The following is a 25,392-nucleotide window of genomic DNA, read 5'->3' as shown; positions in this document are numbered from 1 at the left end:
GTTTTTTTTAATTATTTTCTGAAGAATATTCTTTTAAGAATTAGCATAATCCCATATTTACTGGTGAATTTGAGCGCAGAAGTAATCCAATTTAAAGGTTTTAGCTCATCCTTATACTCGTTTTTAACTAATTTAAGCTCCTCCCAAGCAATATCTCGTTCGAGCTTAAAGCGCTTTAGGTCGCTTTCTATTTGTTCAAATGTGGTATATACTTTACTCATAAATTATTTAAAAAATTTCATGGATATTTTGCTAATGATTTTTCTATCAATTACAGACTTACAGAAAAAAGCGATTAGCGCTAATATTAGATAAATTAGACCAACAACGATATAACCCATAAATCTATTCTCCATTTCATCACCAATATATATGGCTAATGAAACGGACAAAAAAAGTATACCAACAAACGCTAAGCCTCCAATAATCAAAAGTTTTAACAATAAACTAATCGAAAAGGTTAACTGCTGAAATACTTTAAGCTTAAAATATTGGCGAGACGTTTTTATATAACGCTCACCAATATCAGTTGCTTTATCTGTCGTATCACCAAATGATTCAAAAACACTCATATATTATGATGTCTTTTTTTGCAGATTCTTATTTTTTTGTTTCAAATCCTTAAGTTTGGCCTCGAGAGTAGTTATAACGTCTTCAGCTTTATAGCTCGCATTGGAAACAATAGATTCAACTTGATCTTCTAGATTACCTTTCTGATTTGCTAAAGTATTTCCAATATTATTTCTTATTTCAGAAGCTCTGTCCACTACAACGTCTCGTCCATGTGCTGCTTCTTCTGCTATTCTTCTTCTAGTTTCGCTACCTCTATCTGGTGCAAACAATATTCCTAATGCTGCTCCTATTGCTGTACCTGCAAGTACACCTAAAAATGTATTTCCGTTATCACTCATTGTATTATGTTTTTTTTGTTAATTTCTATTAGTACAAATCTCGCTTAAATGTACTATATCTCTTAACTCTTAAGGTACAATTTTTAACTTGAATAATAAATATTATTTGCATTAAGTTTTTAAGTAAACGCACTAAGTTTCAATAATTTCTATACCTAAATTTGTACTTAAAACTAAGGATTATGAATAAGACCGTCCAAACACGAAATCCATATAACAATCAAGCTTTAAAAACTTACAATATCCATACCAAGGAAGAAGTGAAAAAGAAGCTTCAGTTGGCAGAAAATCAATTCAATGAATGGAAAAAGTTAGAGATTCAAGACAGAGTGGATTTACTCATTAAGCTCCATGACGAAATGCAGAAGCAAAAGAATAATCTCAGTGAATTAATGACTTTAGAAATGGGCAAACCCATCAAAGAAAGTGAAGCTGAAATTGAAAAATGCATGCTTTTAATAAAATTTTATATCACTAATGCTGAAGACTTTCTTGCCGACGAGTTAATTGAAACAGATGCTCATGAAAGTTTTATAAGTTATGATCCAATGGGTTGTATACTCGCAGTGATGCCATGGAACTATCCGTTTTGGCAAGTTTTTAGATTTGCCATTCCAACTTTAACAGCTGGCAATGTTGCCATGCTTAAACATGCAACAAATGTGACTGGTTGTGCTCTAGCAATTGAGCAATTATTTCTTTCGGCAGGATTTCCCAAAGGCACATTTCAAACACTTATTGCAGAGCACGAAACAATAGACGATATTCTAGGAGATGATACCATAAAGGCCGTGTCTTTAACAGGAAGCGAAAAAGCTGGCAGACATATTGCCGAAATTGCAGGTAAAAACCTAAAAAAATCATTGTTAGAGTTGGGAGGTAATAACGCATGTATTATATTAGAAGATGCAAACTTAGATGAGCATATTGAAACCATTGTAAAGGCAAGAATGCAAAATTCGGGTCAAAGTTGTATTGCCGCAAAACGATTTATAGTTATAGACAAAATTTATGACGAATTTTTAGATAAATTTACAGCGGAAGTTAAAAATTTAAATTACGACGATCCTTTAAAAAAATCAACAACAATGTCTTGTTTGGCAAGACCAGATTTAGCTGATACATTAGAAGAACAAGTTGAAAAATCAATTGAAATGGGAGCAAAAGTTCATTATGGTAATAATCGGAAAGATGCCTACTATGAACCAACAATTTTAACTGAAGTTACAGATAAAATGCCTGTATTTAAAGAAGAAACTTTTGGGCCAGTTGCTTCAATTATAAAAGTTAAATCAGCAAAACAAGCTTTTGAATGTGCATCTGATTCCAAGTTTGGATTAGGCACAATGATTTTTACAGAAGATCATAAAAATGCATTGAAGCATACACTCGAAATTGAAGATGGAGCATTTTTTATAAACGAAATGGTGAAATCAGATCCTCGACTACCTTTTGGAGGTACAAAAGCTTCAGGATTTGGAAGAGAATTGTCTAAAGAAGGAATCATGGAGTTTGTAAACAAGAAAACCGTATTTATCAATAAATAAACTAAACATTATGAAATTTGTAAAAGAAGACGAAGAAGAAAGAAGAGATTATATTCTTCAAAAAGATAAAACCACTATATTTACTGCAAGGTTTGTCATTATTGCACTAGTTATATTAATCATTGCTGTGGTTGCCTCAGGCATTCACTTCGAATGGTTTTAAAAATAAAAATAATAAAAACAAAAAAAGCTCAGTTTTACTGAGCTTTTTTTAGAATACTTGGTCGGGGTGGCAGGATTCGAACCTGCGACCTCCGCGTCCCAAACGCGGCGCGATAACCGGGCTACGCTACACCCCGAAATTATAGTTGAATTTCGGATTGCAAATATATAGTTTTTCTTTAGAAACCAATAACAATTCACTAACTTTAAAATTCAACTTTTTTATAATTTTCAACATGAAACTAAAGTTCCCACTATTTTGCATCATTGCCATATGTATACTCACATGTGCCCAAGACAAAAATCCAGTAAATACCAAAAACACCCATGAAGTTGTTGTTGATGAGCTTAATATTCCATGGGGTTTTACTTTTCTTCCTGATGGAGCAATGCTTATAACAGAAAAAGCAGGAGAATTGATTCACTTTAAAAATGGTAAAAAAACAAGTATTTCAGGTTTACCTGATATTTATGTACGTGGCCAAGGTGGATTTATGGACATAATCCTACATCCAAATTATGAAGAAAATGGATGGATCTATTTTTCATACGCTTCAGAAAAAGGTGAAGGTGACGGTGGCAACACCGCCATTGGTCGCGCTAAATTAAATGGCAATTCTTTAAACAATTTAGAGGAACTGTATAAGGCAAGTCCCAATTCAAAACGCGGACAGCATTTTGGCTCACGGTTGGTCTTTGATGAAAATGGCTACTTGTTCTTTACCATTGGTGAGCGTGGCGACAGAGATACCAACCCTCAAGATATAACACGTGATGGCGGCAAAGTTTACAGAATTCATGATGATGGCAGAATCCCTGAGGACAATCCTTTTGTTGATAAAGCAGATGCCAAAAAAGCCATCTGGTCTTATGGTCATCGGAATCCACAAGGCATGATCAGGCATTACAACACCAACGAAATTTGGACTCATGAGCACGGACCTAAAGGTGGAGATGAAATCAACATTATTAAAAAGGGTGCCAATTACGGTTGGCCAGTGATAAGCTATGGTGTCAATTACAGTGGAACAAAATTCACGGATAAGACTAAAATGGAAGGCATGGAGCAACCACTTCATTATTGGGATCCCTCTATAGCACCGAGCGGAATGGCTTTTATAAGCAGTGATAAATATGGCGACTGGAAAGGCAATCTACTGGTTGGTTCTCTAAAATTTCAATATTTGGATATGTGCACCATAAAAAATGGCAAGGTAACTAAAGAAGAAAGACTGCTCGACGGACTTGGGAGAGTAAGATGTGTAGAACAAGGCCCAGATGGTTATATTTACGCTGGTATCGAAAATTTAGGGATTGTAAAACTATTAAGAAAATGATAAAATATTTAAAATTTGCATTAGCACTTTCGTTAATTGTGTCATGTAACTCGAATGACAAAAAGAGTAACAATGCCGCAAAGCAATCGTATCCGGTTGCGGCAAAAACAAATTCAGAAAATGAAATTAAGAAAATAGAGGAAGAAACACCGAAAACGCAAGATCAAAAAACATTAAAAGCCCAAAGTATAGAGCGTGGTAAAATGGTATATGACGATATGTGCATTACCTGCCACATGGCAAATGGAGAAGGTGTACCAAAAGCGTTTCCTCCTGTTGCAGATTCAGATTATCTTAGGGAAAAGCAAACAAAAAGTATTATAGGTATCAAAAAAGGTATGACGGGTGAAATGGTAGTCAATGGTGTTACTTACAACAGTGTTATGTCTCCCCTGGGACTTAGTGACAAAGAAGTTGCAGATGTTATGAATTACATTAATAACGCTTGGGGAAATGAAATTGATAATTTTGTAACTCTAGAGAAAGTTTCAAAAGCTTTGGCTTCTGATTAAGTCTAAAAAAATTAAATTTGTGGGTCTTAACCCAAATATAACGCAGTCATGTTAATTATAGGAATTGCTGGTGGTACTGGCTGTGGCAAAACCACGGTCGTCAATACTCTTTTAGATGAGCTTCCCGAGGGTGAAGTTGGTGTTATTTCGCAAGATTCATATTATAAAGACACCTCTCACCTTAGTTATGACGAACGTGTAAAAATCAATTTCGACCATCCGCGTTCTATAGATTTCGAACTTTTAGAAGCACACCTAAAAGAATTAAAAAAGGGCAATTCGGTAAATCAACCAGTTTACTCCTTTATAAAACACAATAGAACGGTAGATGTCATTGTTACCCAACCTAGAAAAGTGATGATCGTAGAAGGTATTCTCATTCTTTCGCATGCTGAAATCCGGGATCTTTTCGATATTAAAATATTTGTACATGCCGATTCGGACGAGAGATTAATCAGACGATTAAAACGTGACATCTCTGAACGCGGGCGCGATTTGGACGAGGTTTTAACACGTTACCAAAACACCTTAAAACCAATGCATCAACAATTTATAGAGCCTATGAAAGAATATGCAGACATCATAATTCCCAACAACAAATACAACACTGTAGCTGTAGATATCGTTAAAACTATAATTAACGAAAAATTATAATGGCAAAATTCAATTCAAAATATCTAAAACCCTTCAAGAATATATATATTCTGGTATTGGTGGTATTTGTGATTTGGATGCTTTTCTTTGATGCACACTCATGGCTGTTACATCACGAACTCAACTCAGATATTGATGAGCTCAATTACCAAAAAGAGCATTACCGAAAAGAAATGATTAAGGATAACAAAGCAATTAAGGATTTGAGTTCTGAGGAAGGCATTGAGCGTACCGCAAGGGAAACCTATTATATGAAAAAGGCCAATGAAGATATTTATATTATTGAATACGAAGACAGTTTGAAAAACGATAATGAAGATGAGTAAAAAATTATTCAACGAATTTGAACCTGTGTCACCCAAAGTTTGGAAACAAAAAATCCAAGTTGATCTAAAAGGTGCGGATTATAACGAAAACTTAATTTGGAATAGTAACGAAGGTATCGATGTAAAGCCCTTTTACCATTCAGATGATTTTGAAAAGTGGCCAGAAATATCAAACACAAAGGCTGCTGAATGGAAAATTTGCCAAACCATTGAAGTCAAAGATGCCAAAACCGGAAACATTACTGCAAAAGATGCTATTCATCGTGGAGCAGAAAGTATAAATTTCATTTTAAATTCTGAAGAAATTTCAATTGAAGATTTACTCCAAAACATTGATTTGATTACCATTCCTGTTGAATTAAAATGTAATTTTCTATCCGAAGATTTTGTCGAAAAAATCAAATTTGTCATTTCGAGCAATAGCAAGAAATCCCACAACCAAATTTTCTTACACAAAGACATTATCCACAATTTGGCCAAAACAGGTAATTGGCACAACAACCTAAAAGATGACCATTCAAAATTTGAAGCTATTGTAAAACAGACCAAACAATTAAGTGTTGACCTCAGCCTTTATCAAAACGCAGGAGCAACAATGGTGCAACAATTAGCTTACGGCTTGGCTCATACAAATGAATACCTCAATAGTTTTAAAGAAAAGAAAGACTGGTCGCTTAGCGAAGTCGAAGTAACCTTTAATGTTGCCGTGGGATCGAACTACTTTTTCGAAATAGCTAAACTTAAAGCACTCAGACAACTCTGGGCAACTTTGGCTCCAGAATATGGTATTAATGGAAATTGCAGAGTAATAGCCACACCAACCAAGCGCAATAAAACAATTTACGATTACAATGTAAATATGCTTAGAACCACAACCGAATGCATGAGTGCAATTTTAGGTGGTGCAAATATCATAAGCAATTTACCGTACGATGTTTTATATCACGAACCAAATGAATTTGGCGAACGGATTTCAAGAAATCAATTATTGGTTTTAAAAAATGAAAGCTATTTTGACAAGGTTAATAACCCATCTGATGGAGCTTATTATATCGAAAGTTTATCAGAGCAACTAGCGGAAAAAGCCTTAGAACTTTTTAAGGATATTGAAAAAAACGGAGGCTTTTTAAGCCAACTAAAAGAAGGGACCATTCAACGAAAAATAAAGGAAAGTGCAGCAAAAGAACAATCTGAGTTTGATGAAGGACAACTTACACTTTTAGGCACCAACAAGCATCCAAATCCTGCTGACAAAATGAAAAATGAACTGGAAATCAGTCCATTTTTGAAAAAAGAAATAAGAAAAACATTAATTGAACCAATTATTGAAAAAAGATTGTCGGCTAATTTGGAAATCAGTAGATTAAAGAAGGAATAAAACATGGTATTGAGAAAAACTATAGTGGGTGTTTTTTATGTAATTCTACTGAGTTCAACTTCTTGCATAGAAATAGCCAAAGGTATTAACGATTGGACCCAAACACAAGATGTTAATGAGGTAGAAAGTAAGATGCATTATCTCGGAGATGATGGAATAAAATTGTTTCTTCCTGTTACTTTTAAAAACTATCCTACTATAGATTATTTAAAACTTTTAGATTCTCTTGTTGTAGATAATAAGCAAATGGAGATAGAGCGCACCCGAGTAAAATTTATGAGAGAACTAGAAGGCAATCATTATATATATTTTGATAATACTGTAAATGCTACTTTTACACTCAACACTGTTCCCTATCTTCCAATTTATCGTCAAGATGCTAAATTTATTTTAGGAATGATGAGAAAAGGTCAAGAACAGATGTCTGAAGAAACAGAATTGGTATACGAGAAAATTACAGCAAAGCATAACGATAATGGGACTACCCAAATCTTCAAAGCTATTTTTAAAGTTGAAGACACAAAACTTCGACAACAATCGTTTCAGCATGCCTATTATATCTCATCCAATAACAAGACAGTATTAATTCACTTATTAGCTCCGTTTCAAGCCAACTTTGACCCTTACATCGAAAAAATGATAATGTAATGAGTAGAACAAACCTTCAACATATAAAATTAAAGTCTGAAGTCAAAAGCCAAAAGCAGGAAACCAAAGAGGCTTTCCAAACGGCTGAGAATATCGACGTAAAATCAACGTATTCAAAAGAGGACATTCAAGATTTAGAACACCTCAATTTCGTGGCTGGTATAGCACCAAATCTTCGTGGACCTTATTCTACAATGTATGTGCGCAGACCTTGGACCATTAGACAATATGCTGGATTTTCAACAGCCACTGAGAGTAACGCATTTTACAGACGTAACTTAGGAGCAGGACAAAAAGGCTTGTCCGTTGCATTTGATTTAGCAACACATAGGGGTTATGATTCAGACCATGAGCGCGTTGTAGGTGATGTTGGCAAAGCAGGTGTAGCTATTGATTCGGTTGAGGATATAAAAATATTGTTTGATCAAATTCCGCTGGATAAAATGTCCGTTTCCATGACCATGAACGGAGCCGTTTTGCCCATTATGGCATTTTACATTGTGGCAGCAGAAGAGCAAGGTGTAAAGCCAGAGCAGTTGGCTGGCACCATTCAGAATGATATTTTAAAGGAATTCATGGTGCGTAACACCTACATTTACCCACCTACTCCATCCATGAAAATCATCTCGGATATCTTTGAATATACAAGTCAAAACATGCCGAAATTTAATAGTATCAGTATTTCGGGATATCACATGCAAGAAGCTGGAGCAACTTGCGACATTGAACTCGCGTACACTTTGGCAGACGGATTAGAATACATAAAAACAGGTTTAGAAGCTGGCATGGACATCGATTCTTTTGCTCCTCGCCTATCCTTCTTTTGGGCGATTGGCATGAATCATTTTATGGAAATCGCCAAAATGAGAGCTGCGCGTATGCTTTGGGCAAAATTGGTAAAGCAATTCAATCCTAAAAATTCAAAATCTTTAGCGTTAAGAACACACTGCCAGACCTCGGGATGGAGCTTAACAGAACAAGACCCATTCAACAATGTAGCAAGAACTTGTATTGAAGCCTCAGCTGCGGCTTTTGGAGGCACACAAAGTCTACATACAAACGCTTTGGATGAAGCCATCGCATTACCCACGGACTTTTCGGCAAGAATTGCGAGAAACACACAAATCTATTTACAAGAAGAAACTCAAATTACAAAAACAGTAGATCCTTGGGCTGGTAGCTACTATGTTGAAAAGCTTACTCATGACATCGCACATAAAGCTTGGGAACTTATTGAAGAAGTTGAACAACTGGGTGGAATGACAAAAGCCATTGAAGCCGGAATTCCAAAATTACGTATCGAAGAAGCTGCAGCCAGAAAACAAGCACGCATCGATTCAGGACAGGATATCATCGTTGGAGTCAATAAATACCGATTGGAAAAGGAAGATCCAATCCAAACCCTGGAAGTGGATAACCAAACTGTCCGAAATGAGCAGATTGAGCGTTTAAACGAAATCAAATCCACACGTGATAGTGATGCGGTTAACCAAGCACTTTCAAAATTAACGCAAGCCGCAAAGTCAGGTAGAGAAAATTTATTAGCTTTAGCAGTAGAAGCCGCAAGACATCGTGCGACTTTAGGCGAAATCAGTGATGCATTGGAAGCCGAATTTGGACGTTACAAAGCGCAGATAAAATCATTTAGTGGAGTGTACAGCAAAGAGATAAAAGACGATAGCAGTTTTAAGCGAGCAAGGGAATTAGCAGATCAATTTGCCGAGCAAGATGGGCGACGACCGCGAATTATGATTGCCAAAATGGGACAGGACGGCCATGACAGAGGTGCAAAAGTTGTTGCAACTGGTTATGCAGATGTTGGTTTTGATGTTGATATTGGCCCACTCTTCCAAACACCAAAGGAAGCCGCAAAGCAAGCCGTTGAAAATGACGTGCACATTCTCGGAGTGTCTTCTCTTGCAGCTGGGCATAAAACGCTTGTTCCGCAAGTTATAGAAGAACTCAAAAACTATGGAAGAAATGATATTATGGTGATTGTTGGTGGAGTTATCCCAAAACAGGATTACCAATATTTATTTGATGCTGGTGCAGTTGCAGTTTTCGGTCCTGGTACTAAAATCAGTGATGCTGCAATTCAAATTTTGGAGATATTGATTGATTAATTGTTAATTTAAAAAAAATTGAAAAACAACTACGTTTTCTTCATTAATAAAAAAACAGATACTTTCCTGTTCATTGCAAGCGTAGTCGTGTTAATCGCTTTATCAACAACACTTCGAGTTTATCACAATTTTGATAATTCTATGCAAAAGAAATCCAAGGTTGAGAGTATCAAAAACAACTAATCTATCATTCCATGTCAACTGAAAAAATTGATAGGTTTTTATTTTCAGCTATTCATCCAAAACCACTGATAATTTTCCGAATTCTGGTCGCGGTCATGATTGCATTCATGTTTGCTCCAAGAGATTTGAATCCTATTTATCCATTAACAGAATTTCCAAGTCTTATTTCGGTTGTATTTAGCGACGTTTATCACGTTATCATTTACATCTTAATTATTCTGTTCGCTCTCGGCGCGAAGTCACGTATTGCTGCACTCATTTTGTTCATTCTATTAGTACCTCACGATTTTCTCAACGAAGGCAGAAAAAGCAAACAGGTCATCCTCTGTGTCTTAATGTGCTTTGTGTTTTTAAAGTCATTACCTATTTGGCAATTCAACAAAAAGAATTTTGATACAACTATTTTGAGCCCAATGTGGCCAATGCGTTTAATTCAAATTCAATTATCACTAATTTATGGAATAAATGCGATCGCTAAATCAACACCATATTATTTAAGCGGAGATGCTTTGATAGACATGTCTACTGCCTATAAAAACTTCCATGTCGATTTTTCCAGTGGCTTTTATGATTTGGGATTTGTTGAAGTTCCAATTGTTGTTCTTGCTATTTCCAGTGTTTTAATTGAATACTTTTTGGCTATCGGTTTTTGGTTCAAAAAAACTAGGTGGATTGCTCTGATTGTGGGAGTTGGTTTTCATATATATTTAACAACAATAATGAGTATCTTTATGCTTGACTATGTGAGTATATTTCTTTATCTCGCATTCATCATTCCCTTTCAGTTTAAACCAAAGAATACCTTATCTTAGAATTTTAAAAGCAAATTTTCAATGAATAATACAAAACAAATGCTCAGAGATGATGCCCTTAAAGGTAAAACTATAGTCGTTACCGGAGGCGGAAGCGGACTAGGCAAAGCCATGACCAAATATTTTTTAGAACTTGGTGCTCATGTTGCCATCACCTCGCGCAATTTAGACAAGCTCAAAAACACAGCAAAAGAACTAGAAAGAGAAACTAATGGTAAATGTCTGCCTGTGCAATGCGACGTGCGTGAGTATGACCAAGTCGAAGCCATGCGAGATACTGTCATTGAAGAATTCGGAAAAGTAGATGTGCTCCTGAACAATGCTGCTGGAAATTTTATTTCCCCTACTGAACGTTTATCTCACAGAGCGTTTGATGTGATTTTGGATATTGTTTTAAAAGGTACCAAAAACTGTATTTTGGCATTCGGTAAACATTGGATAGACAACAAACAAACCAATGTTAATGTTTTAAATATCGTCACTACCTATTCTTGGACAGGTTCAGGATATGTGGTGCCAAGCGCAGCAGCGAAAGCGGGTGTTTTGGCAATGACAAGAAGTTTGGCAGTAGAATGGGCAAAATACGGCATGCGTTTTAATGCCATTGCACCAGGACCATTCCCAACCAAAGGCGCTTGGGATAGATTGATGCCAGGCGACCTTCAGGAAAAATTTGATATGTCCAAAAAAGTACCGTTAAAACGTGTTGGAGAACATCAGGAATTGGCAAATCTTGCCGCTTATTTAGTATCTGATTTTTCAGCTTATGTTAACGGTGAAGTTATTACTATTGATGGTGGTGAGTGGCTAATGGGAGCGGGAGAATTCAATATGCTTTCTGAAATAACTGAAGACCAATGGGATGATTTGGAAAAAATGATTAGAGCCAAAAAAAATAAGTAATCATAAATTTTATTTGTGTTGGAGTTGCTAATAACTATTAACAACTTCAATTTCCCAAACTCATAAATAATCGTATTTTTAAACCCTTAAACAACCAAATCATTTAATGGGTAAAATCATTGCAATTGCTAATCAAAAAGGAGGTGTGGGCAAGACCACAACCTCAGTAAACTTAGCGGCTTCCCTTGGTGTGCTAGAAAAGAAAGTCCTACTTATAGATGCAGACCCTCAAGCCAATGCAAGTTCTGGTTTAGGTATCGATGTCGATAATGTAGAAGTGGGTTCATACCAAGTTTTAGAACACACAGTAGACGCAAAGGATGCCATTATTGAATCCAACGCACCTAATGTGGACATTATTCCTGCGCATATAGACCTCGTAGCCATCGAAATTGAACTAGTCGATAAGGACGAACGAGAATATATGCTAAAAAAAGCCATTACAGACCTCAAATCAGATTACGACTATATCATTATAGACTGTGCACCATCATTGGGATTATTAACTTTGAATGCTTTAACAGCTTCAGATTCTGTAATTATCCCTATTCAATGTGAATATTTCGCACTGGAAGGCTTGGGTAAACTTCTTAACACGATTAAAAGTGTTCAGAAAGTGCATAATGAGGCCTTGGATATTGAGGGCTTATTATTAACCATGTTTGATTCTCGTTTGCGCTTATCAAATCAAGTTGTTGAAGAAGTGCAAAAACACTTTACAGATATGGTTTTTGACACTATTATTCAACGTAATGTACGATTGGGAGAGGCACCGAGTTATGGTGAAAGCATTATTAACTATGACGTAAGTAGCAAAGGAGCTGCCAATTACTTAAATTTGGCAAAGGAGTTGATTAAAAAAAATGAAGGATAATGGCGAAGGCGACAAAAAAACAGGCATTGGGTCGTGGACTTTCAGCATTATTGAAAGATCCAGAGAACGATATAAAATCTGCTGAAGATAAAAATGCGGACAAAGTTGTAGGTAATATAGTGGAATTGGAAATTGATAGCGTTGAAGTGAATCCGTTTCAACCAAGAACCAATTTTAATGAAGAAACCCTACGAGAACTAGCTTCATCCATCCGTGAACTTGGAGTCATTCAACCCATAACTGTTAGAAAATTAGCATTTAACAAATACCAGTTAGTATCTGGTGAACGTCGTTTTAGAGCTTCAAAATTAATTGGGCTTGAAACCATTCCTGCATACATACGTATTGCCAATGACCAGGAATCGTTGGAAATGGCCTTGGTAGAAAATATTCAACGTCAAGATCTAGACCCTATAGAAATAGCATTATCTTATCAACGATTAATTGATGAAATTAATCTCACCCAAGAGCAAATGAGCGAACGTGTTGGCAAAAAGCGCTCTACGATCGCTAATTACTTAAGATTATTAAAGCTAGACCCAATTATACAGACCGGAATGCGCGATGGTTTTATAAGTATGGGACATGGTCGTGCAATGGTTAATATCGAAAGCCAAATTGACCAATTGGAAGTTTATGAAAAAATCATAAGTAATAAATTATCCGTAAGAGCAACCGAAGCTTTAGTCAAGAGTCTAAATAATGATGCTCCTGAAAATGAAACCAAAACCACTTCACCTGAAATACCAAAATATGTTAAGAAAGGCATAAAGGATTTTTCTGAATACTTTGGGCATAAAATAGACGTTAAGGTAGCTAAGAACGGAAGCGGCAAAATTACAATTCCATTTCATTCGGAAGAAGACTTTAACCGTATAAAAAAATTAGTGCAACGTGCTAAATCATAAAGTTTACACACTTCTATTTGTCTTTTTTTTGACATGGTGTTCCTTTTCGCAAGTTATCCAAGACAGTACAAACCTAGGATTGGACGAAAGTGTCGTAGTGCTTGAAAAAGAACAAATAGTACAAGAGGAAATCGATCCTTTGAGACCTGCAAAAGCGGCTTTTTACTCTGCTATTTTCCCTGGTTTAGGACAAGCTTACAACAAAAAATACTGGAAAATCCCGATTGTTTGGGGAGCTATTGGTACAGGCGTTTACTTTTATGTCCGTAACGACAAACAATTTGATCGTTACAGAGACGCATACAAAAGACGGTTGGCTGGATTTAATGACGATGAATTTTCTGACGCTAACGGAAATCCTTTAATCTCCGACGATGGACTAATTAGAGCACAACAACAATTTAGGAGAAATAAAGAAGTGGCTTTATTAGTCACTTTTGGTCTTTATGCATTCAACATTATAGATGCCAATGTAGATGCACATTTACTTCAATTTAATGTGGATGAAAACTTGAGTCTCGCACCACATTACCAATACAATCAGTGGGAAAATACAGGTGATTTGGGCGTCACTCTAAATTTTAAATTTTAACATGAATATAGCTTTACTCGGTTATGGCAGAATGGGAAAAAGCATTGAAGCCATTGCTTTAGAACGTACACACAACATAACCTTAAAAATTGCTAATGAAAATGATACTTTCAACTTTTCTGACGTAGATGTTGCTATAGATTTTAGTGTACCAACTGCTGCCGTTTACAATATTAAAAAAGCTTTAGATGCTAATGTACCTGTAATTTCCGGTACCACAGGGTGGCTAGAAGAATACGATGCAATCATCGATTATTGCAATTCTAAAAACGGTACGTTTCTTTACGCTTCAAATTTTAGTTTAGGCGTGAATCTTTTTTTCGAAGTGAACAAAAGATTAGCACAACTTATATCCAAAGTAGAAGGTTACTCTACTAAAATGGAAGAAATACACCACACCCAAAAATTGGATGCACCAAGTGGTACAGCCATTACCTTGGCAGAACAGATTATTGAGGAAACCAATTACACAAAATGGACTTTGGATACACCTAATTTAAATGAGATACACATAGATGTCAAACGTATTGAAGGTGTTCCAGGTACACATGAAGTGAATTACAATTCTGAAATAGATTCCATAAGTATTAATCATACAGCCCATAGTAGAAAAGGCTTTGCCTTAGGCGCAGTGATTGCAGCGGAATGGATTAAAGATAAAAAAGGCATCTACACCATGAAAGATGTGTTAAACATTGGTTAATTTGCCAAAACTTTGAAACAAATTAAAATAATTTTCAACTTACACTAGAAATATCCTTAGTTATGACTTGGACCCAATGGTTTATTTTTTTACTCATTATACAAATTATTCATGGTCTTGGCACATGGAAACTCTATATAAAAGCTGGCAAAAAAGCCTGGGAAGCGTTTGTACCAATTTACAATGCAGTAATTCTCATGAAAATAATCAGTCGTCCATGGTGGTGGGTAATTCTTTTGTTTTTACCAATCGTGAATTTGATTATGATTCCTGCTGTTTGGGTAGAAACCGCACGTAGTTTCGGAAAAGACAGCAAACTTGATGCGTTAATAGCCATCGTAACTTTAGGATTTTACAATTATTATTTGAATTATGCCGCAGACGTCAACTATATAGAAGATCGTAAACTCAAACCAAAAACCGCTGCTGGAGAATGGATTACTTCCATTCTTTTTGCGATTGTTGCAGCTACAATAGTTCACACTTATTTCTTTCAACCATTTGTAATTCCTTCGTCTTCTTTGGAAAAGTCACTTTTAGTAGGAGACTTTCTCATCGTGAGCAAAATTCACTATGGTCCAAGAGTACCAATGACCACTATTGCAGCACCGATGGTACACGATACAATACCTGTTCTCGGAGTAAAGTCTTATTTACACAGTGACGAATATGAAAAAAGAAACACGTCTTGGAAAAACATGTTTCAATTACCTTATTTAAGATTACCTGGATTTGAAAATGTAGAACGTAACGATATTGTCGTTTTTGGACAACCTGCCGATACTTTGCTGGACATGAATAAGTTTGAACCAGACCGTAATTACTATAAACCTATTGACAAAAAGACCAATTTGGTGAAGCGCTGTGTTGGTTTACCTGGTGATACCTTAGAGCTCAGAGATGGTTATGTATTTATTGACGGTAAACAAAACATATTACCTAATAGAGCAAAAATTCAATTTTCGTATGAAGTCACTTTTAAGCGTGCATTACAACCAAATAGAATTCTTAGCATATTAAAGAATCACGATATTACAGATGGTGTTGGTCGTGGCTCTTCCGAAAATTCATATTATGTTTCAGCAGCTTCCGACGAAGCTATTGCGCGATTAAAAAATCATCCTGAAATTTCCGGTATTTCTTCCATCAAAAGAACTCCAGACACGAAAGAAGATATTTTTCCTCGCGACGATAATTACAATTGGAATATAGACCAATTAGGGCCAATTTATATTCCAAAAGCAGGTGATAACGTTGCGTTAACCATGGCAAACTTGCCCATATACAAACGTGCCATTTCAGAATATGAAGGAAATAAAATAGTTTCACGTGGCAATCAAATTTTTATCAACGACAAGCCCGCTACATCCTACACCTTTAAGCAGGATTACTATTGGATGATGGGTGATAACAGACACAATTCTATTGATGCAAGATTTTGGGGCTTTGTGCCATACAATCACATTATCGGTAAACCTGTATTTATTTGGATGAGTATTGATGGTATAAACGACGGTCTAAAGAACTGGAGCGTCCGCTGGGACCGTGTCTTTACTACTGTTGGTGGCGAAGGAGAACGTACGTCTTATCTCATTCCTTTTTTAATTTTGCTGGCTGCCATTTATGGTTTCAACAAGTGGAGAAAGAAAAAGAAGACCAATTCTTAAATAATTTCATTAAATTTTAAGGACAATATGAATTGTCTTTTGCATCCCACATACTTTCCCAATATTGCACATTTTGTGGCAATGATAAATGCTGAAAATATTTATTTTGAAGTATGGGACAATTACCAAAAACAGAGTTACAGAAATCGCACCGAAATCTATGGGGCTAACGGCAAACTAGCACTGACTGTTCCTGTTATCTATACTCAAAAGAATCGACAACTCTATAAAGACGTTTTAATTGCTAATAAAGAAAACTGGCAGTTATTACATTTAAAATCTTTACAATCCGCTTACCGCATGTCACCTTTTTTTGAATATTATGAAGCGGATTTGATGCCTCTATTTGAAAAACGGTTTAACTATTTATTGGATTTTAATTTTGAATGTTTTGACATAGTTTCAAAGTGCATGGAATTAAAATTGCATTTTCAAGAAACAGAAACGTTTGAGAAAACACCAAATGATAAAACAGATTTCAGGAATTTAGTCCGCAAAAAAAACGAGGTTGACACTCTAAAACCATATACTCAAGTATTTACTGAGAAACACGGTTTTATACCTAATTTAAGTATATTGGATTTACTTTTTAATGAAGGCCCAAATACAGAACTTTACCTTAACAAACAAATACTCGCAACATGATACAGCCTTTGATCCATTACGGCTTGCATTTTGGATTACCTCTTCTGGTTGCTTTATTGTTTTTTGGAAAACAATGGCTCAAGGCATATGGCATTATGCTATTGGGTCTTATAATTGATTTGGATCATCTATTGGCAAATCCAATGTTTCAACCAAATCGGTGCAGCATTAATTTTCATCCTCTCCACTCTTATTATGCTATTGCTATTTATCTTGGTTTATTGATCCCTAAAAAAACAAGAATATTCGCAATAGGCTTAATAATTCACATTATTGCAGATGCAACAGATTGTGCCTTAATGTAATTTCAGCGTAGCTTTAATGGGATAATGGTCGGATAGTCGTTTTTCATATGTTTTGAAAGCATTTACTTCAAAAGCTTCATCAACCAAAATAAAATCAATCCTAACAGGAAAGAACTTAAAATCGTAAGTTCTACCAAAACCGTTGCCGGCTTCCTCAAAAGCATCTTTGTAATCCCCTCTTAATTCTTTGTAAACGTAAGAGTAGGCCGTGTTATTAAAGTCGCCTGCAATGATGGTTTTGTAATTGGTTGCGGACATGTGTTTTAATAACAATTCAGCTTGATTCTGTTGCGCCTTAAAAGTTGAACTAATTCGTTTAAATAAATGTTCGGAAGATTCTTTTTTTAATGCTTCAATCTTTGTATTGATTCCTGAAGACTGCAGATGTACGTTGTAAACTCTAATAGTATCTTTATTCTTAACTACATCGACAAATAAAGCATTGTTCGTTGAATTCGGAAATTCCAATGATCCAGAATTTACAATTGGAAATTTTGAATAAATACATTGTCCTCCCTTAACTTCTTTGGTATAAGTGGCATTGTATCTGTTATAACCTTTAAGTCTTACAGGCTTACCTCGCGTGTATTCCTGTAGGCACAAAATGTCGGGTTGCTCATTGTAAATAAAGTCAACAATGTCTTCTTTCACGTTTTTATTCGGAAGCCAACGGTATTCATTAAACAAACGAACATTGTAAGTCATAACGGTAAAATTTCCTGAATCCTCAACCAGTTTTGATGCCTTGAATTTATACATGAGATTAACGTAAGAATAGCTTAACAATAAAGCTATAAGGGACAATAGCATTTGCTTCTTAACCTGAAATAGCCAATACAAAAAAAATAGTAAGTTGATTATTAACAAAAAAGGCACTCCAAGACTTAAAACAGATACAAAACCAAATTGCTTGGGTGAAACATAAGGTAGTAAATAAGATAACAACAATAAAAAAGCGGCCAAGGAATTGACCAGAAATACAATTTTATTAATAAAACTCAATCCTTTCATAATTAATCTTTACCGACCTCAAACAAGAATTTTTTTTCTTCTGCAGAAATACTCTCGTAACCACTTTTACTGATTTTATCGAGAATGGCATCTATCTTTTTCTGTTTATCTAACACGTCGGAAGATTTTTTATTGGAAGGCTTATTATAACTGGTTTTAGCTTTAGTCTTATGAACGGTTTTAAGTTTCGATTTTGGTTTGAACCAACTTGCCACGGTGTCCATTATACTTTCAAAACCTTTACCTATGTCCTGTCCTTTTTGTAGTTTTATTGCATAAAAATAACCCAATAGAGCGCCTCCCAAATGTGCAATATTCCCACCTTGATTGAGTCCGAATAAACCCAATAAATCAAAAATAATGAGCGCAATGGCAATATATTTCAATTTAATATTGAACATTAAAATCCGAACTTCCGATTCCGGCATATAGACTCCTAAGAAAATTATAAGTGCCCTAATACCTGCTGAAGCACCGATCAATCCTAAAGTTGGCACCAACAAATGACTTGGCAGAACATTATAAACAAACAGGAAGGCAAAACCACCAACAATAATTCCCAAAAAGTAAATATTCAGTGCCATTTTTGGCCTAAATAGATTGAGTAACATTCTAGAAATATAATAAAGCACCAACAGATTAAATAGCAAATGAAAAAAACCATAGTGCGTAAAACCATAAGTTATTAACGTCCATGGCATAAGTATAAAATCGAAAAAATCAGCTGGTAATTTAAGATAATGCAATGGGTCGCTTTCACGCCCAAATACGGCAATTAATTTACCAATTATAAACACCACGATGTTGATGACTATAATTTTTTCAAACGTATTGAAATTGTTAAACTTATATTTTAAATCATCAAAATTACTCATAGCCTAGTTCCATCGGTATTTATCAGATTCGTTCTTTTTCCAAAAGTACATCAATAAAAACCCTGTTAATGCACCACCAACGTGAGCCATATAAGCGGTATTACTTGGGCTAAAAATAGATTGCCCTGTTAATCCCGAAAATAAATCTAAAGCAATTATCGCTGGAATAAAGTACTTTGCTTTAATAGGAATTGGTAAAAATATCAGCATCAATTTTGATTCTGGAAATAACATGCCAAAGGCGACCAATACTCCCATAATAGCACCTGATGCACCTACCATTGTTGAATTAAAAGCACCCACGAAACTTTGGAAATTATCACCCAAAATAGATTTCCAAGCAGTATTATATTTTCCTTCGCCCAATATACTTAACACTTCTGCCTGAGAAGCTCCGGCTTCAATTAAAGTTTCTAATCCAGTATTGAATTGAAAATACAAAAATGCCACTTGAATTACTGCCGCTCCGAGACCTGACAGCAAATAAAAAGTTAAGAATTTCTTCCAACCAAAAATCTGCTCAACTGCCGTACCAAACATCCATAAAGCAAACATATTAAATAGGATATGCATAAATCCTCCATGCATAAACATATGTGTCACTACTTGCCATGGATGAAATAAAGGGTTCTTGGGAAAATACAGAGCAAACCATTCATAAAACGCCTCGCCATTACCAATGAGCATTGTGCCCACATACATGACCACATTAATTATCAATAGATGCTTTACCGCATCGGTTATTCCTTGTCTCATAAACTACATAAATTTCTTTTCGATATCATCCACTCCAAGCGTAATAAACGTTGGTCGGTTGGTTGGTGATACATTGGGTTCTTTGCAGGCAAACAAACTATCTACAATATGTTCTTGTTCTGTACTGTTAAGAGCTTGTCCGTTTTTAATTGCCAAACTCTTTGCCATAGATTTAGAAAGCAAATCAGCCGAACTAAAATTAGCATCAGGCACATCATTTTCAACATCACTTATCAATTGCTCTAAAATAATTGACACTTCGCTTTCTGGCACTCCAACAGGTACTCCTGTAATTTTCACCTCTTTTTTACTCAACTCATAGAATACAAATCCGGTATGTTCTAAATCTGCTTTAAGTTGACTTATAATATTAGTTTCATTTGGTGTAAAATGAAGTTGCAACGGAAATAATAACTGCTGACTTGTGGCTTCTTTAATTGTTATATGTCTTAGAAAGTTTTCATACAAAATCCGCTGGTGAGCTCTGTTTTGGTCAATAATAAGCATCCCAGATTTCAGGGTGCTTACAATATATTTTTGCTGCAGCTGAAACGTAGTTTTCTTCGTTTCTAAAGCTGAATCACCGTTAAAAATGGATTTGGTTTCGGCCTGACTTTCAAAAGTCATTTCACCAAAATCCTGAGGCGTGTTATTACCTTTTGATTCTAGACCAACATAAAGACTTTCCCACGAAGCCGACGGTGCTTTCTTAAAAGATTGCTGATTTTTATTATGCTGAGTACCGTCATTAGCAAAAGGGTTAAAGCCTCTATCGACTTCTATCGCAGGCGCCATAGCACTTTTATTTTTATAATTGTAGGGTGTGTTTAGGTTGCTTTGGTGTTCAAAATCCAAAACTGGTGCAATGTTAAATTGCCCTAAACTATGCTTAACGGCAGAACGCAAAATAGCATACAGCGTATGCTCATCGTCAAATTTTATTTCGGTTTTTGTGGGATGAATGTTAATGTCTATGGATTTTGGATCCACGGTTAAATTTAAAAAGTAACTGGGATGATAACCGTCCTTTAGCAAACCTTCAAACGCTGCACTAATGGCATGGTTGAGATATGGACTTTTAACAAATCGATTATTGACAAAGAAAAATTGTTCAGACCGTGTTTTTTTAGAATATTCTGGTTTACCAACAAAACCTGAAATCTTAAGTACTTCAGTATCTTCATTGACTGGGACTAACTTTTCATTAGTTTTTGTACCAAAAATATGCACCACGCGTTGTCTATAGTTCTCGCTTGGCAAGTCGAACAGTTGGCTTCCGTTATGATAAAACGCAAAAGCTATATTAGGATGCGCGAGAGCCACGCGATGGAACTCATCCGTAATATGCCTCAGTTCCACAGTATCGGATTTTAAGAAATTTCGTCGTGCTGGAATATTAAAGAACAGATGTTTTACGGCCACCGACGTTCCCGCGGGAGTTACAGTTACTTCTTGCGATTTAACATCAGATCCTTCAATTTCAAGAGCAGTACCCAATTCATCGTCTGGACGTTTTGTTTTTAATTCTACATGAGCAATCGCAGCAATACTGGCTAAAGCTTCGCCTCTAAAACCTTTGGTGTGCAAGCTGAATAAATCTTCGGCAGAGCTAATTTTGGATGTCGCGTGACGCTCAAAACTCAACCGAGCATCCGTAACGCTCATACCCTTTCCGTTATCTATGACTTGAACGAGGGTTTTTCCAGCATCTTTAATAATAAGTTTTATTTCTGAAGCATCTGCATCTATGGCATTTTCAAGTAGTTCTTTAACTACAGAAGCGGGACGCTGAACCACTTCACCAGCTGCAATTTGGTTGGCAACATGGTCTGGTAAAAGTTGAATAATATCTGTCATTAGCTGTTTGGCAAGAAGATGGACAGGTCAAAATCTATAATAAAAAGGAATAGTAATATCAGCACACCCACAATTATAAGCACACGTTTATTAACGCTGTCATCTGGGTTGTGTTTATAATCGTCAACCGCAGCATTAATTTTTCCTTTTATCCCTTTTGCTGGGCTAACCGTTTTTCGGTATTCGTCAAATTTATGTTTGAGTTCATAAGGACTTCCTTCGCCTTTATAATAACGTGGTGTATAATTAAATTTTTTGTTTTTTTTCAGTTTCATCAATCCCATAATAGCTTCTATTTAATATATCCGTTGAGGATATAGATTAAGACAAAAAGTGAAATGAGCATGACGATCAATACTGGCAAGGATGTAAAAATGTTGCCACGACGATTGGTCGTTTTTTTGATCTCATTCCATTTCTCTTCAAAGTCGTCCTTCGACTTCTGCTCCCGATGGTTCTCGGAATTAGAATCCTGAAAGCGAGGCTTGTAATTAAATTTCCTATTCTTTTTTTGTTTAAACAAAACGAACAAATTTTTATAGCCTGATTATCTCAAAAGTACTTAAAATACTAGGAAATACTTCCAAAGAATTCCTTAAAATTATCAACAAAAAGGATGCCACATACTGAATTTGCAGTCGAAGTTGAAAATGAAGTTGAAATATCAGCACTCAAATCAAAACTATAATGAAATTGATATTTTCAAAGTTTCAAACTTAGCATACCTTATATTGCAACTGAGTACTGCTGACCGAATACCGTCTACTAACTGGTCGTCTTACGAAGATGTGACATTTTTATAGCTGCGATAGCGGCTTCAGTACCTTTATTGCCATGCTTTCCGCCAGAACGATCAATCGATTGCTGCATATTATTATCTGTAAGCACACAAAAAATGACTGGTATATCCCCTTTTAGATTAAGATCTTTAATGCCTTGAGTAACACCTTCGCAAACAAAATCGAAATGTTTGGTTTCACCTTGTATCACACAACCAATCACAATGATGGCATCAAGCATACCAGAATCTGCATAGAAACTTTTGGACATTCTAGCAGCACCGTAAGTAAGTTCAAATGTACCTGGTACATTCCAGCGAACAATATTTTCTTTTACCGCACCACAGTCTATCAATGCATCAAACGCACCTTGCCACAGACCTTCCGTGATTTTATCGTTCCATTCTGAAACAACAATCCCAAACCGAAAGTCTTTCGCGTTTGGGATTGTGGATTTATCGTAATTGGATAAATTATGATTTGCCGTAGCCATAGTTTATGAGCTTGCTGCTTCTGCTTTTCCTATCAACACTTCTGTATTACTAGCTTCAGTAGACGTTGGAAATTCGTTTTTAATTCGTTTTAAATAATCCAAGGCTGTATCGTACTGTTCTAGATCCATCGCTACAAGAGCCGCTTTCATTAAGTACAATGGTGTTGTAAACTCGTTGGTATTTGCTTTAAAAGCCTTTTCGTAATATTCTAAAGCTTCTGGTAATTGGTTCAACTGCACAAATGCATCACCAATACCACCTTTAGCAATTGGGTCTAACATGACATCATCACTTTTAAAATCACTTAAATAAGTAATGGCATTCTGATAATCTTTCATATTTAAGTAAGCCATACCAGCATAATAATTGGCTTGGTTTGCCGCTGGTGTTCCACCATATTCGTTGATGATATCCAACATGCCGTATTTACCTTCACCTCCGTTGAGTGCCATATTATAGAGAGAATCCGAAGACACACCGCTTACAGCATCATCAAAATATTGTTTTGCAGTGTACATTTCGTTCATTGCTTCCTTTTCAGCAGGTTCAGCAATAAATTCATCGTAACCCAAATAGCCCAAAACAACCAAAACTATGGCGCCAATAACACCGATAATGTATTTTTGATTTTTTACAACCCATTCTTCTGTTTTGGAAGCACCTTCGTCCAAAGTATTAAATACCTCAGCTGTTGTTGAGTTTTCCTCTACAACTTCTTCCTTCTCTTTTTTATTTTTGGGTTTGTAGCCTCTTTTCTTATACGTTGCCATATGCTTGTCTATTTGTGCGTGCGCAAAAATAAAATTTTTATTGGGATTTAAAAGCCTATTTATTTGTTATTTTTGAATAATCCAAACCACATTAAAATGCTTTGCTAAGCCACTAAAATTGGGCAAACCATTCTATATTTATGATTCTAAACACCCTCTCGCTAGTCAATTACAAAAATTTTGAAACTCAGGTTTTTGATTTTGACGCCAAAATCAATTGCTTTGTTGGCGCCAACGGTATCGGAAAAACAAATGCATTAGATGCAATCTACCATTTGGCATTTGGAAAAAGTTACTTTAATCCCATCGCTTTACAAAATATAAAACATGGTGAAGAATTCTTCATGATTGATGGCAATTTTACCAAAAATGACCGTACCGAAAAAATAATTGTGTCATTAAAGCGTGGGCAGAAAAAAATCATAAAGAAAAATGGTAAAGCTTACGAAAAATTCAGCGAGCACATTGGGTTTATTCCACTTGTAATAATCTCGCCAGCAGATCGTGATTTGATTATTGAAGGTAGCGACACACGACGTAAGTTTATTGACAGCGTGATTTCACAAAGCGATAAAACCTATTTAACTGAACTGATTAATTATAATAAAGTGCTTTCTCAAAGAAACGCTCTGCTAAAATATTTTGCTCTCAACAATACCTTTAATGCAGATACACTGGCCATTTACAATGAGCAGATGCATACGTTTGGCACAGAAATTTTCAAAAAGCGAGATGCGTTTTTACAAACTTTTATTCCTATCTTCAAACAGCGCTACGAGCAAATCAGCCAGAGCAAGGAAGATATTAATTTGACTTATAAAAGCGATTTATTTGATGATGAATTGATTTCAATATTAAAAGCAAATATCAATAAAGATAAAGCTTTACAATATACTAGTGTTGGGACACACAAGGATGATTTGGTGTTTTTAATTGATGAACATCCGATTAAAAAATTTGGCAGTCAAGGACAACAGAAATCATTTTTAATTGCATTGAAACTGGCACAATTCGATTTTATAAAACAACAATGTGATGTTGCTCCCATTCTTCTATTGGATGATATTTTTGATAAATTGGATGAAAATAGAGTAGCGCAAATTATTAGGTTGGTAGATAATGATGAATTCGGACAAATTTTTATCAGCGACACCCATGCCGAACGTACTGAGGATATTGTGAAACAGATTCATCAATCTTACAAAATTATTAAACTATGAAAAAGTTATACCTACTGATTTGTATTTTGGTTATCAGTTGCTCAAAAAATCCTGAAACTTACCTTGAGCACCTCGAAGGTTACTGGGAAATTAAATCTGTGACTATGCCAGATGGAAAAGAAAAAGATTATCGATTCAACGAAACTATAGATTATATTAGCTTTAACGACAGTTTAAAAGGTTTTAGGAAAAAGTTAAAACCTGGAATCAACGACACTTATTTAACTTCGGACGATGCTGAAGCATTGACCATAAAACTAGAAAATGACAGTTTAAATATTTATTATTCAACTCCATTTTCAAATTGGAAAGAAACCATTTTAAATGCTACCCAAACAGAGCTCAAAGTGGTAAACGAAAACAATATTGTATATTTATACGAGCGTTATGCACCTATTATTTTAGATGTAGAAACTGATTGATAAAATAAAATAGCTTCC

Annotated in this window: 31 protein-coding genes and 1 tRNA gene; 20 read left to right on the top strand and 12 right to left on the bottom strand. The window is 35.5% G+C overall.

All coding sequences use genetic code 11. From position 1 onward, the window contains the following. Nucleotides 1-11: 11 nt before the first annotated feature. Genes HM983_RS13285 through HM983_RS13275 form a run of 3 tightly spaced genes read right to left on the bottom strand, consistent with a single transcriptional unit; the run spans nucleotide 12 to nucleotide 911 of the window. Nucleotides 12-221 (bottom strand): DUF6327 family protein, encoded by a 210-nt coding sequence (locus tag HM983_RS13285; RefSeq protein WP_179346153.1) that lies wholly within the window; start codon nucleotides 219-221, stop codon nucleotides 12-14. A gap of 3 nt (nucleotides 222-224) precedes the next feature. Then, nucleotides 225-572 carry a phage holin family protein gene (locus HM983_RS13280; RefSeq protein ID WP_179346151.1) on the bottom strand — a complete coding sequence of 116 codons (348 nt, stop codon included), beginning with the start codon at nucleotides 570-572 and terminating at the stop codon, nucleotides 225-227. A 3-nt stretch (nucleotides 573-575) separates the two neighbouring features. Then, on the bottom strand, nucleotides 576-911 hold the full coding sequence (locus tag HM983_RS13275) for a YtxH domain-containing protein (RefSeq protein WP_179346149.1): 336 nt from the start codon (nucleotides 909-911) through the stop codon (nucleotides 576-578). Between the two features lie 182 nt (nucleotides 912-1,093). Between HM983_RS13275 and HM983_RS13270 the strand changes: the two genes are divergently transcribed. Continuing rightward, entirely contained in the window at nucleotides 1,094-2,458 is a 1,365-nt protein-coding gene (locus tag HM983_RS13270) for an NAD-dependent succinate-semialdehyde dehydrogenase (protein WP_179346147.1), read from the top strand. 10 nt (nucleotides 2,459-2,468) lie between these two features. Further along, entirely contained in the window at nucleotides 2,469-2,621 is a 153-nt protein-coding gene (locus HM983_RS13265) for a hypothetical protein (protein WP_179346145.1), read from the top strand. A 58-nt stretch (nucleotides 2,622-2,679) separates the two neighbouring features. Here the strand turns inward: HM983_RS13265 and HM983_RS13260 are convergent. Next, nucleotides 2,680-2,757, bottom strand: a tRNA-Pro gene (locus tag HM983_RS13260). A 99-nt stretch (nucleotides 2,758-2,856) separates the two neighbouring features. Here HM983_RS13260 and HM983_RS13255 point away from each other — a divergent pair. The 16 genes from HM983_RS13255 to HM983_RS13180 all read left to right on the top strand — a co-directional run bounded on the left by HM983_RS13255 (nucleotide 2,857) and on the right by HM983_RS13180 (nucleotide 17,190). Beyond that, nucleotides 2,857-3,957, top strand: a complete 1,101-nt coding sequence (locus tag HM983_RS13255; RefSeq protein ID WP_179346143.1) for a PQQ-dependent sugar dehydrogenase — start codon at nucleotides 2,857-2,859, stop codon at nucleotides 3,955-3,957. Next, nucleotides 3,954-4,469: a c-type cytochrome gene (locus HM983_RS13250; protein ID WP_179346141.1), complete on the top strand. Its 516-nt coding sequence runs from the start codon at nucleotides 3,954-3,956 to the stop codon at nucleotides 4,467-4,469. The genes HM983_RS13255 and HM983_RS13250 overlap by 4 nt, the downstream gene beginning before the upstream one ends. Nucleotides 4,470-4,517: 48 nt before the next feature. After that, a complete protein-coding gene (gene udk, locus HM983_RS13245; protein ID WP_179346139.1) occupies nucleotides 4,518-5,123 on the top strand; it encodes a uridine kinase in 606 nt (201 codons plus the stop codon). Further along, nucleotides 5,123-5,449 (top strand): FtsB family cell division protein, encoded by a 327-nt coding sequence (locus HM983_RS13240; protein WP_179346137.1) that lies wholly within the window; start codon nucleotides 5,123-5,125, stop codon nucleotides 5,447-5,449. Before udk ends, HM983_RS13240 begins: the two co-directional genes overlap by 1 nt. After that, entirely contained in the window at nucleotides 5,442-6,827 is a 1,386-nt protein-coding gene (locus HM983_RS13235) for a methylmalonyl-CoA mutase subunit beta (protein WP_179346135.1), read from the top strand. The genes HM983_RS13240 and HM983_RS13235 overlap by 8 nt, the downstream gene beginning before the upstream one ends. 3 nt (nucleotides 6,828-6,830) lie before the next feature. Continuing rightward, nucleotides 6,831-7,475 (top strand): hypothetical protein, encoded by a 645-nt coding sequence (locus tag HM983_RS13230; RefSeq protein ID WP_179346133.1) that lies wholly within the window; start codon nucleotides 6,831-6,833, stop codon nucleotides 7,473-7,475. After that, a complete protein-coding gene (gene scpA, locus HM983_RS13225) occupies nucleotides 7,475-9,598 on the top strand; it encodes a methylmalonyl-CoA mutase (RefSeq protein WP_179346131.1) in 2,124 nt (707 codons plus the stop codon). The genes HM983_RS13230 and scpA overlap by 1 nt, the downstream gene beginning before the upstream one ends. Before the next feature lie 194 nt (nucleotides 9,599-9,792). After that, a complete protein-coding gene (locus HM983_RS13220) occupies nucleotides 9,793-10,593 on the top strand; it encodes an HTTM domain-containing protein (protein WP_179346129.1) in 801 nt (266 codons plus the stop codon). Nucleotides 10,594-10,614: 21 nt separating this feature from the next. Beyond that, the gene (locus tag HM983_RS13215; protein ID WP_179346127.1) at nucleotides 10,615-11,496 is read left to right on the top strand and encodes an SDR family oxidoreductase; all 882 of its coding nucleotides are present in this window, start codon (nucleotides 10,615-10,617) and stop codon (nucleotides 11,494-11,496) included. A gap of 106 nt (nucleotides 11,497-11,602) precedes the next feature. Continuing rightward, on the top strand, nucleotides 11,603-12,370 hold the full coding sequence (locus HM983_RS13210; RefSeq protein ID WP_179346126.1) for a ParA family protein: 768 nt from the start codon (nucleotides 11,603-11,605) through the stop codon (nucleotides 12,368-12,370). Then, a complete protein-coding gene (locus HM983_RS13205; protein WP_179346124.1) occupies nucleotides 12,370-13,278 on the top strand; it encodes a ParB/RepB/Spo0J family partition protein in 909 nt (302 codons plus the stop codon). Before HM983_RS13210 ends, HM983_RS13205 begins: the two co-directional genes overlap by 1 nt. Continuing rightward, nucleotides 13,265-13,870, top strand: coding sequence for a DUF5683 domain-containing protein (locus HM983_RS13200; RefSeq protein WP_179346122.1), 606 nt, complete (start codon nucleotides 13,265-13,267; stop codon nucleotides 13,868-13,870). Before HM983_RS13205 ends, HM983_RS13200 begins: the two co-directional genes overlap by 14 nt. A 1-nt stretch (nucleotide 13,871) precedes the next feature. Next, nucleotides 13,872-14,573 (top strand): 4-hydroxy-tetrahydrodipicolinate reductase, encoded by a 702-nt coding sequence (gene dapB, locus HM983_RS13195; RefSeq protein ID WP_179346120.1) that lies wholly within the window; start codon nucleotides 13,872-13,874, stop codon nucleotides 14,571-14,573. A 62-nt stretch (nucleotides 14,574-14,635) separates the two neighbouring features. Further along, nucleotides 14,636-16,240: a signal peptidase I gene (gene lepB, locus HM983_RS13190; RefSeq protein WP_179346118.1), complete on the top strand. Its 1,605-nt coding sequence runs from the start codon at nucleotides 14,636-14,638 to the stop codon at nucleotides 16,238-16,240. A gap of 27 nt (nucleotides 16,241-16,267) precedes the next feature. Continuing rightward, on the top strand, nucleotides 16,268-16,885 hold the full coding sequence (locus tag HM983_RS13185) for a WbqC family protein (RefSeq protein WP_179346116.1): 618 nt from the start codon (nucleotides 16,268-16,270) through the stop codon (nucleotides 16,883-16,885). Next, nucleotides 16,882-17,190, top strand: a complete 309-nt coding sequence (locus HM983_RS13180; RefSeq protein WP_179346114.1) for a DUF6122 family protein — start codon at nucleotides 16,882-16,884, stop codon at nucleotides 17,188-17,190. The genes HM983_RS13185 and HM983_RS13180 overlap by 4 nt, the downstream gene beginning before the upstream one ends. Here the strand turns inward: HM983_RS13180 and HM983_RS13175 are convergent. The 8 genes from HM983_RS13175 to HM983_RS13140 form a co-directional block, all read right to left on the bottom strand. Continuing rightward, on the bottom strand, nucleotides 17,182-17,949 hold the full coding sequence (locus HM983_RS13175) for an endonuclease/exonuclease/phosphatase family protein (protein WP_246277515.1): 768 nt from the start codon (nucleotides 17,947-17,949) through the stop codon (nucleotides 17,182-17,184). The two genes, HM983_RS13180 and HM983_RS13175, sit on opposite strands and share 9 nt — an antisense overlap. Before the next feature lie 254 nt (nucleotides 17,950-18,203). Continuing rightward, nucleotides 18,204-19,076: a rhomboid family intramembrane serine protease gene (locus HM983_RS13170; RefSeq protein WP_179346110.1), complete on the bottom strand. Its 873-nt coding sequence runs from the start codon at nucleotides 19,074-19,076 to the stop codon at nucleotides 18,204-18,206. A 3-nt stretch (nucleotides 19,077-19,079) separates the two neighbouring features. Beyond that, complete coding sequence (locus HM983_RS13165; protein WP_179346108.1) at nucleotides 19,080-19,832, bottom strand: rhomboid family intramembrane serine protease; 753 nt, start codon at nucleotides 19,830-19,832, stop codon at nucleotides 19,080-19,082. A 3-nt stretch (nucleotides 19,833-19,835) separates the two neighbouring features. Beyond that, a complete protein-coding gene (mutL, locus tag HM983_RS13160; protein WP_179346106.1) occupies nucleotides 19,836-21,689 on the bottom strand; it encodes a DNA mismatch repair endonuclease MutL in 1,854 nt (617 codons plus the stop codon). Then, nucleotides 21,689-21,973, bottom strand: coding sequence for a riboflavin synthase subunit beta (locus HM983_RS13155; RefSeq protein WP_179346104.1), 285 nt, complete (start codon nucleotides 21,971-21,973; stop codon nucleotides 21,689-21,691). Before HM983_RS13155 ends, mutL begins: the two co-directional genes overlap by 1 nt. A gap of 8 nt (nucleotides 21,974-21,981) precedes the next feature. Then, nucleotides 21,982-22,212: a hypothetical protein gene (locus HM983_RS13150; RefSeq protein WP_179346102.1), complete on the bottom strand. Its 231-nt coding sequence runs from the start codon at nucleotides 22,210-22,212 to the stop codon at nucleotides 21,982-21,984. A gap of 242 nt (nucleotides 22,213-22,454) precedes the next feature. After that, the gene (gene ribH / locus HM983_RS13145; protein WP_179346100.1) at nucleotides 22,455-22,961 is read right to left on the bottom strand and encodes a 6,7-dimethyl-8-ribityllumazine synthase; all 507 of its coding nucleotides are present in this window, start codon (nucleotides 22,959-22,961) and stop codon (nucleotides 22,455-22,457) included. Nucleotides 22,962-22,964: 3 nt separating this feature from the next. Continuing rightward, entirely contained in the window at nucleotides 22,965-23,732 is a 768-nt protein-coding gene (locus tag HM983_RS13140) for a tetratricopeptide repeat protein (protein ID WP_179346098.1), read from the bottom strand. Nucleotides 23,733-23,872: 140 nt separating this feature from the next. Here HM983_RS13140 and recF point away from each other — a divergent pair, with 140 nt between their 5' ends. Further along, nucleotides 23,873-24,952, top strand: a complete 1,080-nt coding sequence (gene recF, locus HM983_RS13135; RefSeq protein WP_179346096.1) for a DNA replication/repair protein RecF — start codon at nucleotides 23,873-23,875, stop codon at nucleotides 24,950-24,952. Beyond that, nucleotides 24,949-25,374, top strand: coding sequence for a lipocalin family protein (locus tag HM983_RS13130; RefSeq protein ID WP_179346094.1), 426 nt, complete (start codon nucleotides 24,949-24,951; stop codon nucleotides 25,372-25,374). Before recF ends, HM983_RS13130 begins: the two co-directional genes overlap by 4 nt. Nucleotides 25,375-25,392 lie beyond the last annotated feature (18 nt).

This window comes from Winogradskyella ursingii (genome assembly GCF_013403975.1).
Taxonomy (GTDB): domain Bacteria; phylum Bacteroidota; class Bacteroidia; order Flavobacteriales; family Flavobacteriaceae; genus Winogradskyella; species Winogradskyella ursingii.
Note: the sequence above shows the minus strand (reverse complement) of the source record. Positions and strands in the feature narration are given on the sequence as shown.

Bases quoted from the DNA above. Each gene is read 5' to 3' on its own strand.
- HM983_RS13240 (WP_179346137.1), top strand. From the start codon at position 5,123: ATGGCAAAATTCAATTCAAAATATCTAAAACCCTTCAAGAATATATAT.
- HM983_RS13220 (WP_179346129.1), top strand. From the start codon at position 9,793: ATGTCAACTGAAAAAATTGATAGGTTTTTATTTTCAGCTATTCATCCA.
- HM983_RS13275 (WP_179346149.1), bottom strand. From the start codon at position 911: ATGAGTGATAACGGAAATACATTTTTAGGTGTACTTGCAGGTACAGCA.
- dapB (WP_179346120.1), top strand. From the start codon at position 13,872: ATGAATATAGCTTTACTCGGTTATGGCAGAATGGGAAAAAGCATTGAA.
- HM983_RS13140 (WP_179346098.1), bottom strand. From the start codon at position 23,732: ATGGCAACGTATAAGAAAAGAGGCTACAAACCCAAAAATAAAAAAGAG.
- HM983_RS13185 (WP_179346116.1), top strand. From the start codon at position 16,268: ATGAATTGTCTTTTGCATCCCACATACTTTCCCAATATTGCACATTTT.
- HM983_RS13155 (WP_179346104.1), bottom strand. From the start codon at position 21,973: ATGGGATTGATGAAACTGAAAAAAAACAAAAAATTTAATTATACACCA.
- HM983_RS13130 (WP_179346094.1), top strand. From the start codon at position 24,949: ATGAAAAAGTTATACCTACTGATTTGTATTTTGGTTATCAGTTGCTCA.
- HM983_RS13180 (WP_179346114.1), top strand. From the start codon at position 16,882: ATGATACAGCCTTTGATCCATTACGGCTTGCATTTTGGATTACCTCTT.
- HM983_RS13175 (WP_246277515.1), bottom strand. From the start codon at position 17,949: ATGTATAAATTCAAGGCATCAAAACTGGTTGAGGATTCAGGAAATTTT.
- HM983_RS13250 (WP_179346141.1), top strand. From the start codon at position 3,954: ATGATAAAATATTTAAAATTTGCATTAGCACTTTCGTTAATTGTGTCA.
- HM983_RS13255 (WP_179346143.1), top strand. From the start codon at position 2,857: ATGAAACTAAAGTTCCCACTATTTTGCATCATTGCCATATGTATACTC.
- HM983_RS13280 (WP_179346151.1), bottom strand. From the start codon at position 572: ATGAGTGTTTTTGAATCATTTGGTGATACGACAGATAAAGCAACTGAT.
- HM983_RS13170 (WP_179346110.1), bottom strand. From the start codon at position 19,076: ATGAGTAATTTTGATGATTTAAAATATAAGTTTAACAATTTCAATACG.
- mutL (WP_179346106.1), bottom strand. From the start codon at position 21,689: ATGACAGATATTATTCAACTTTTACCAGACCATGTTGCCAACCAAATT.
- HM983_RS13265 (WP_179346145.1), top strand. From the start codon at position 2,469: ATGAAATTTGTAAAAGAAGACGAAGAAGAAAGAAGAGATTATATTCTT.
- HM983_RS13215 (WP_179346127.1), top strand. From the start codon at position 10,615: ATGAATAATACAAAACAAATGCTCAGAGATGATGCCCTTAAAGGTAAA.
- HM983_RS13285 (WP_179346153.1), bottom strand. From the start codon at position 221: ATGAGTAAAGTATATACCACATTTGAACAAATAGAAAGCGACCTAAAG.
- lepB (WP_179346118.1), top strand. From the start codon at position 14,636: ATGACTTGGACCCAATGGTTTATTTTTTTACTCATTATACAAATTATT.
- HM983_RS13235 (WP_179346135.1), top strand. From the start codon at position 5,442: ATGAGTAAAAAATTATTCAACGAATTTGAACCTGTGTCACCCAAAGTT.
- ribH (WP_179346100.1), bottom strand. From the start codon at position 22,961: ATGGCTACGGCAAATCATAATTTATCCAATTACGATAAATCCACAATC.
- recF (WP_179346096.1), top strand. From the start codon at position 23,873: ATGATTCTAAACACCCTCTCGCTAGTCAATTACAAAAATTTTGAAACT.
- HM983_RS13165 (WP_179346108.1), bottom strand. From the start codon at position 19,832: ATGAGACAAGGAATAACCGATGCGGTAAAGCATCTATTGATAATTAAT.
- HM983_RS13270 (WP_179346147.1), top strand. From the start codon at position 1,094: ATGAATAAGACCGTCCAAACACGAAATCCATATAACAATCAAGCTTTA.
- udk (WP_179346139.1), top strand. From the start codon at position 4,518: ATGTTAATTATAGGAATTGCTGGTGGTACTGGCTGTGGCAAAACCACG.
- HM983_RS13205 (WP_179346124.1), top strand. From the start codon at position 12,370: ATGGCGAAGGCGACAAAAAAACAGGCATTGGGTCGTGGACTTTCAGCA.
- HM983_RS13230 (WP_179346133.1), top strand. From the start codon at position 6,831: ATGGTATTGAGAAAAACTATAGTGGGTGTTTTTTATGTAATTCTACTG.
- HM983_RS13210 (WP_179346126.1), top strand. From the start codon at position 11,603: ATGGGTAAAATCATTGCAATTGCTAATCAAAAAGGAGGTGTGGGCAAG.
- scpA (WP_179346131.1), top strand. From the start codon at position 7,475: ATGAGTAGAACAAACCTTCAACATATAAAATTAAAGTCTGAAGTCAAA.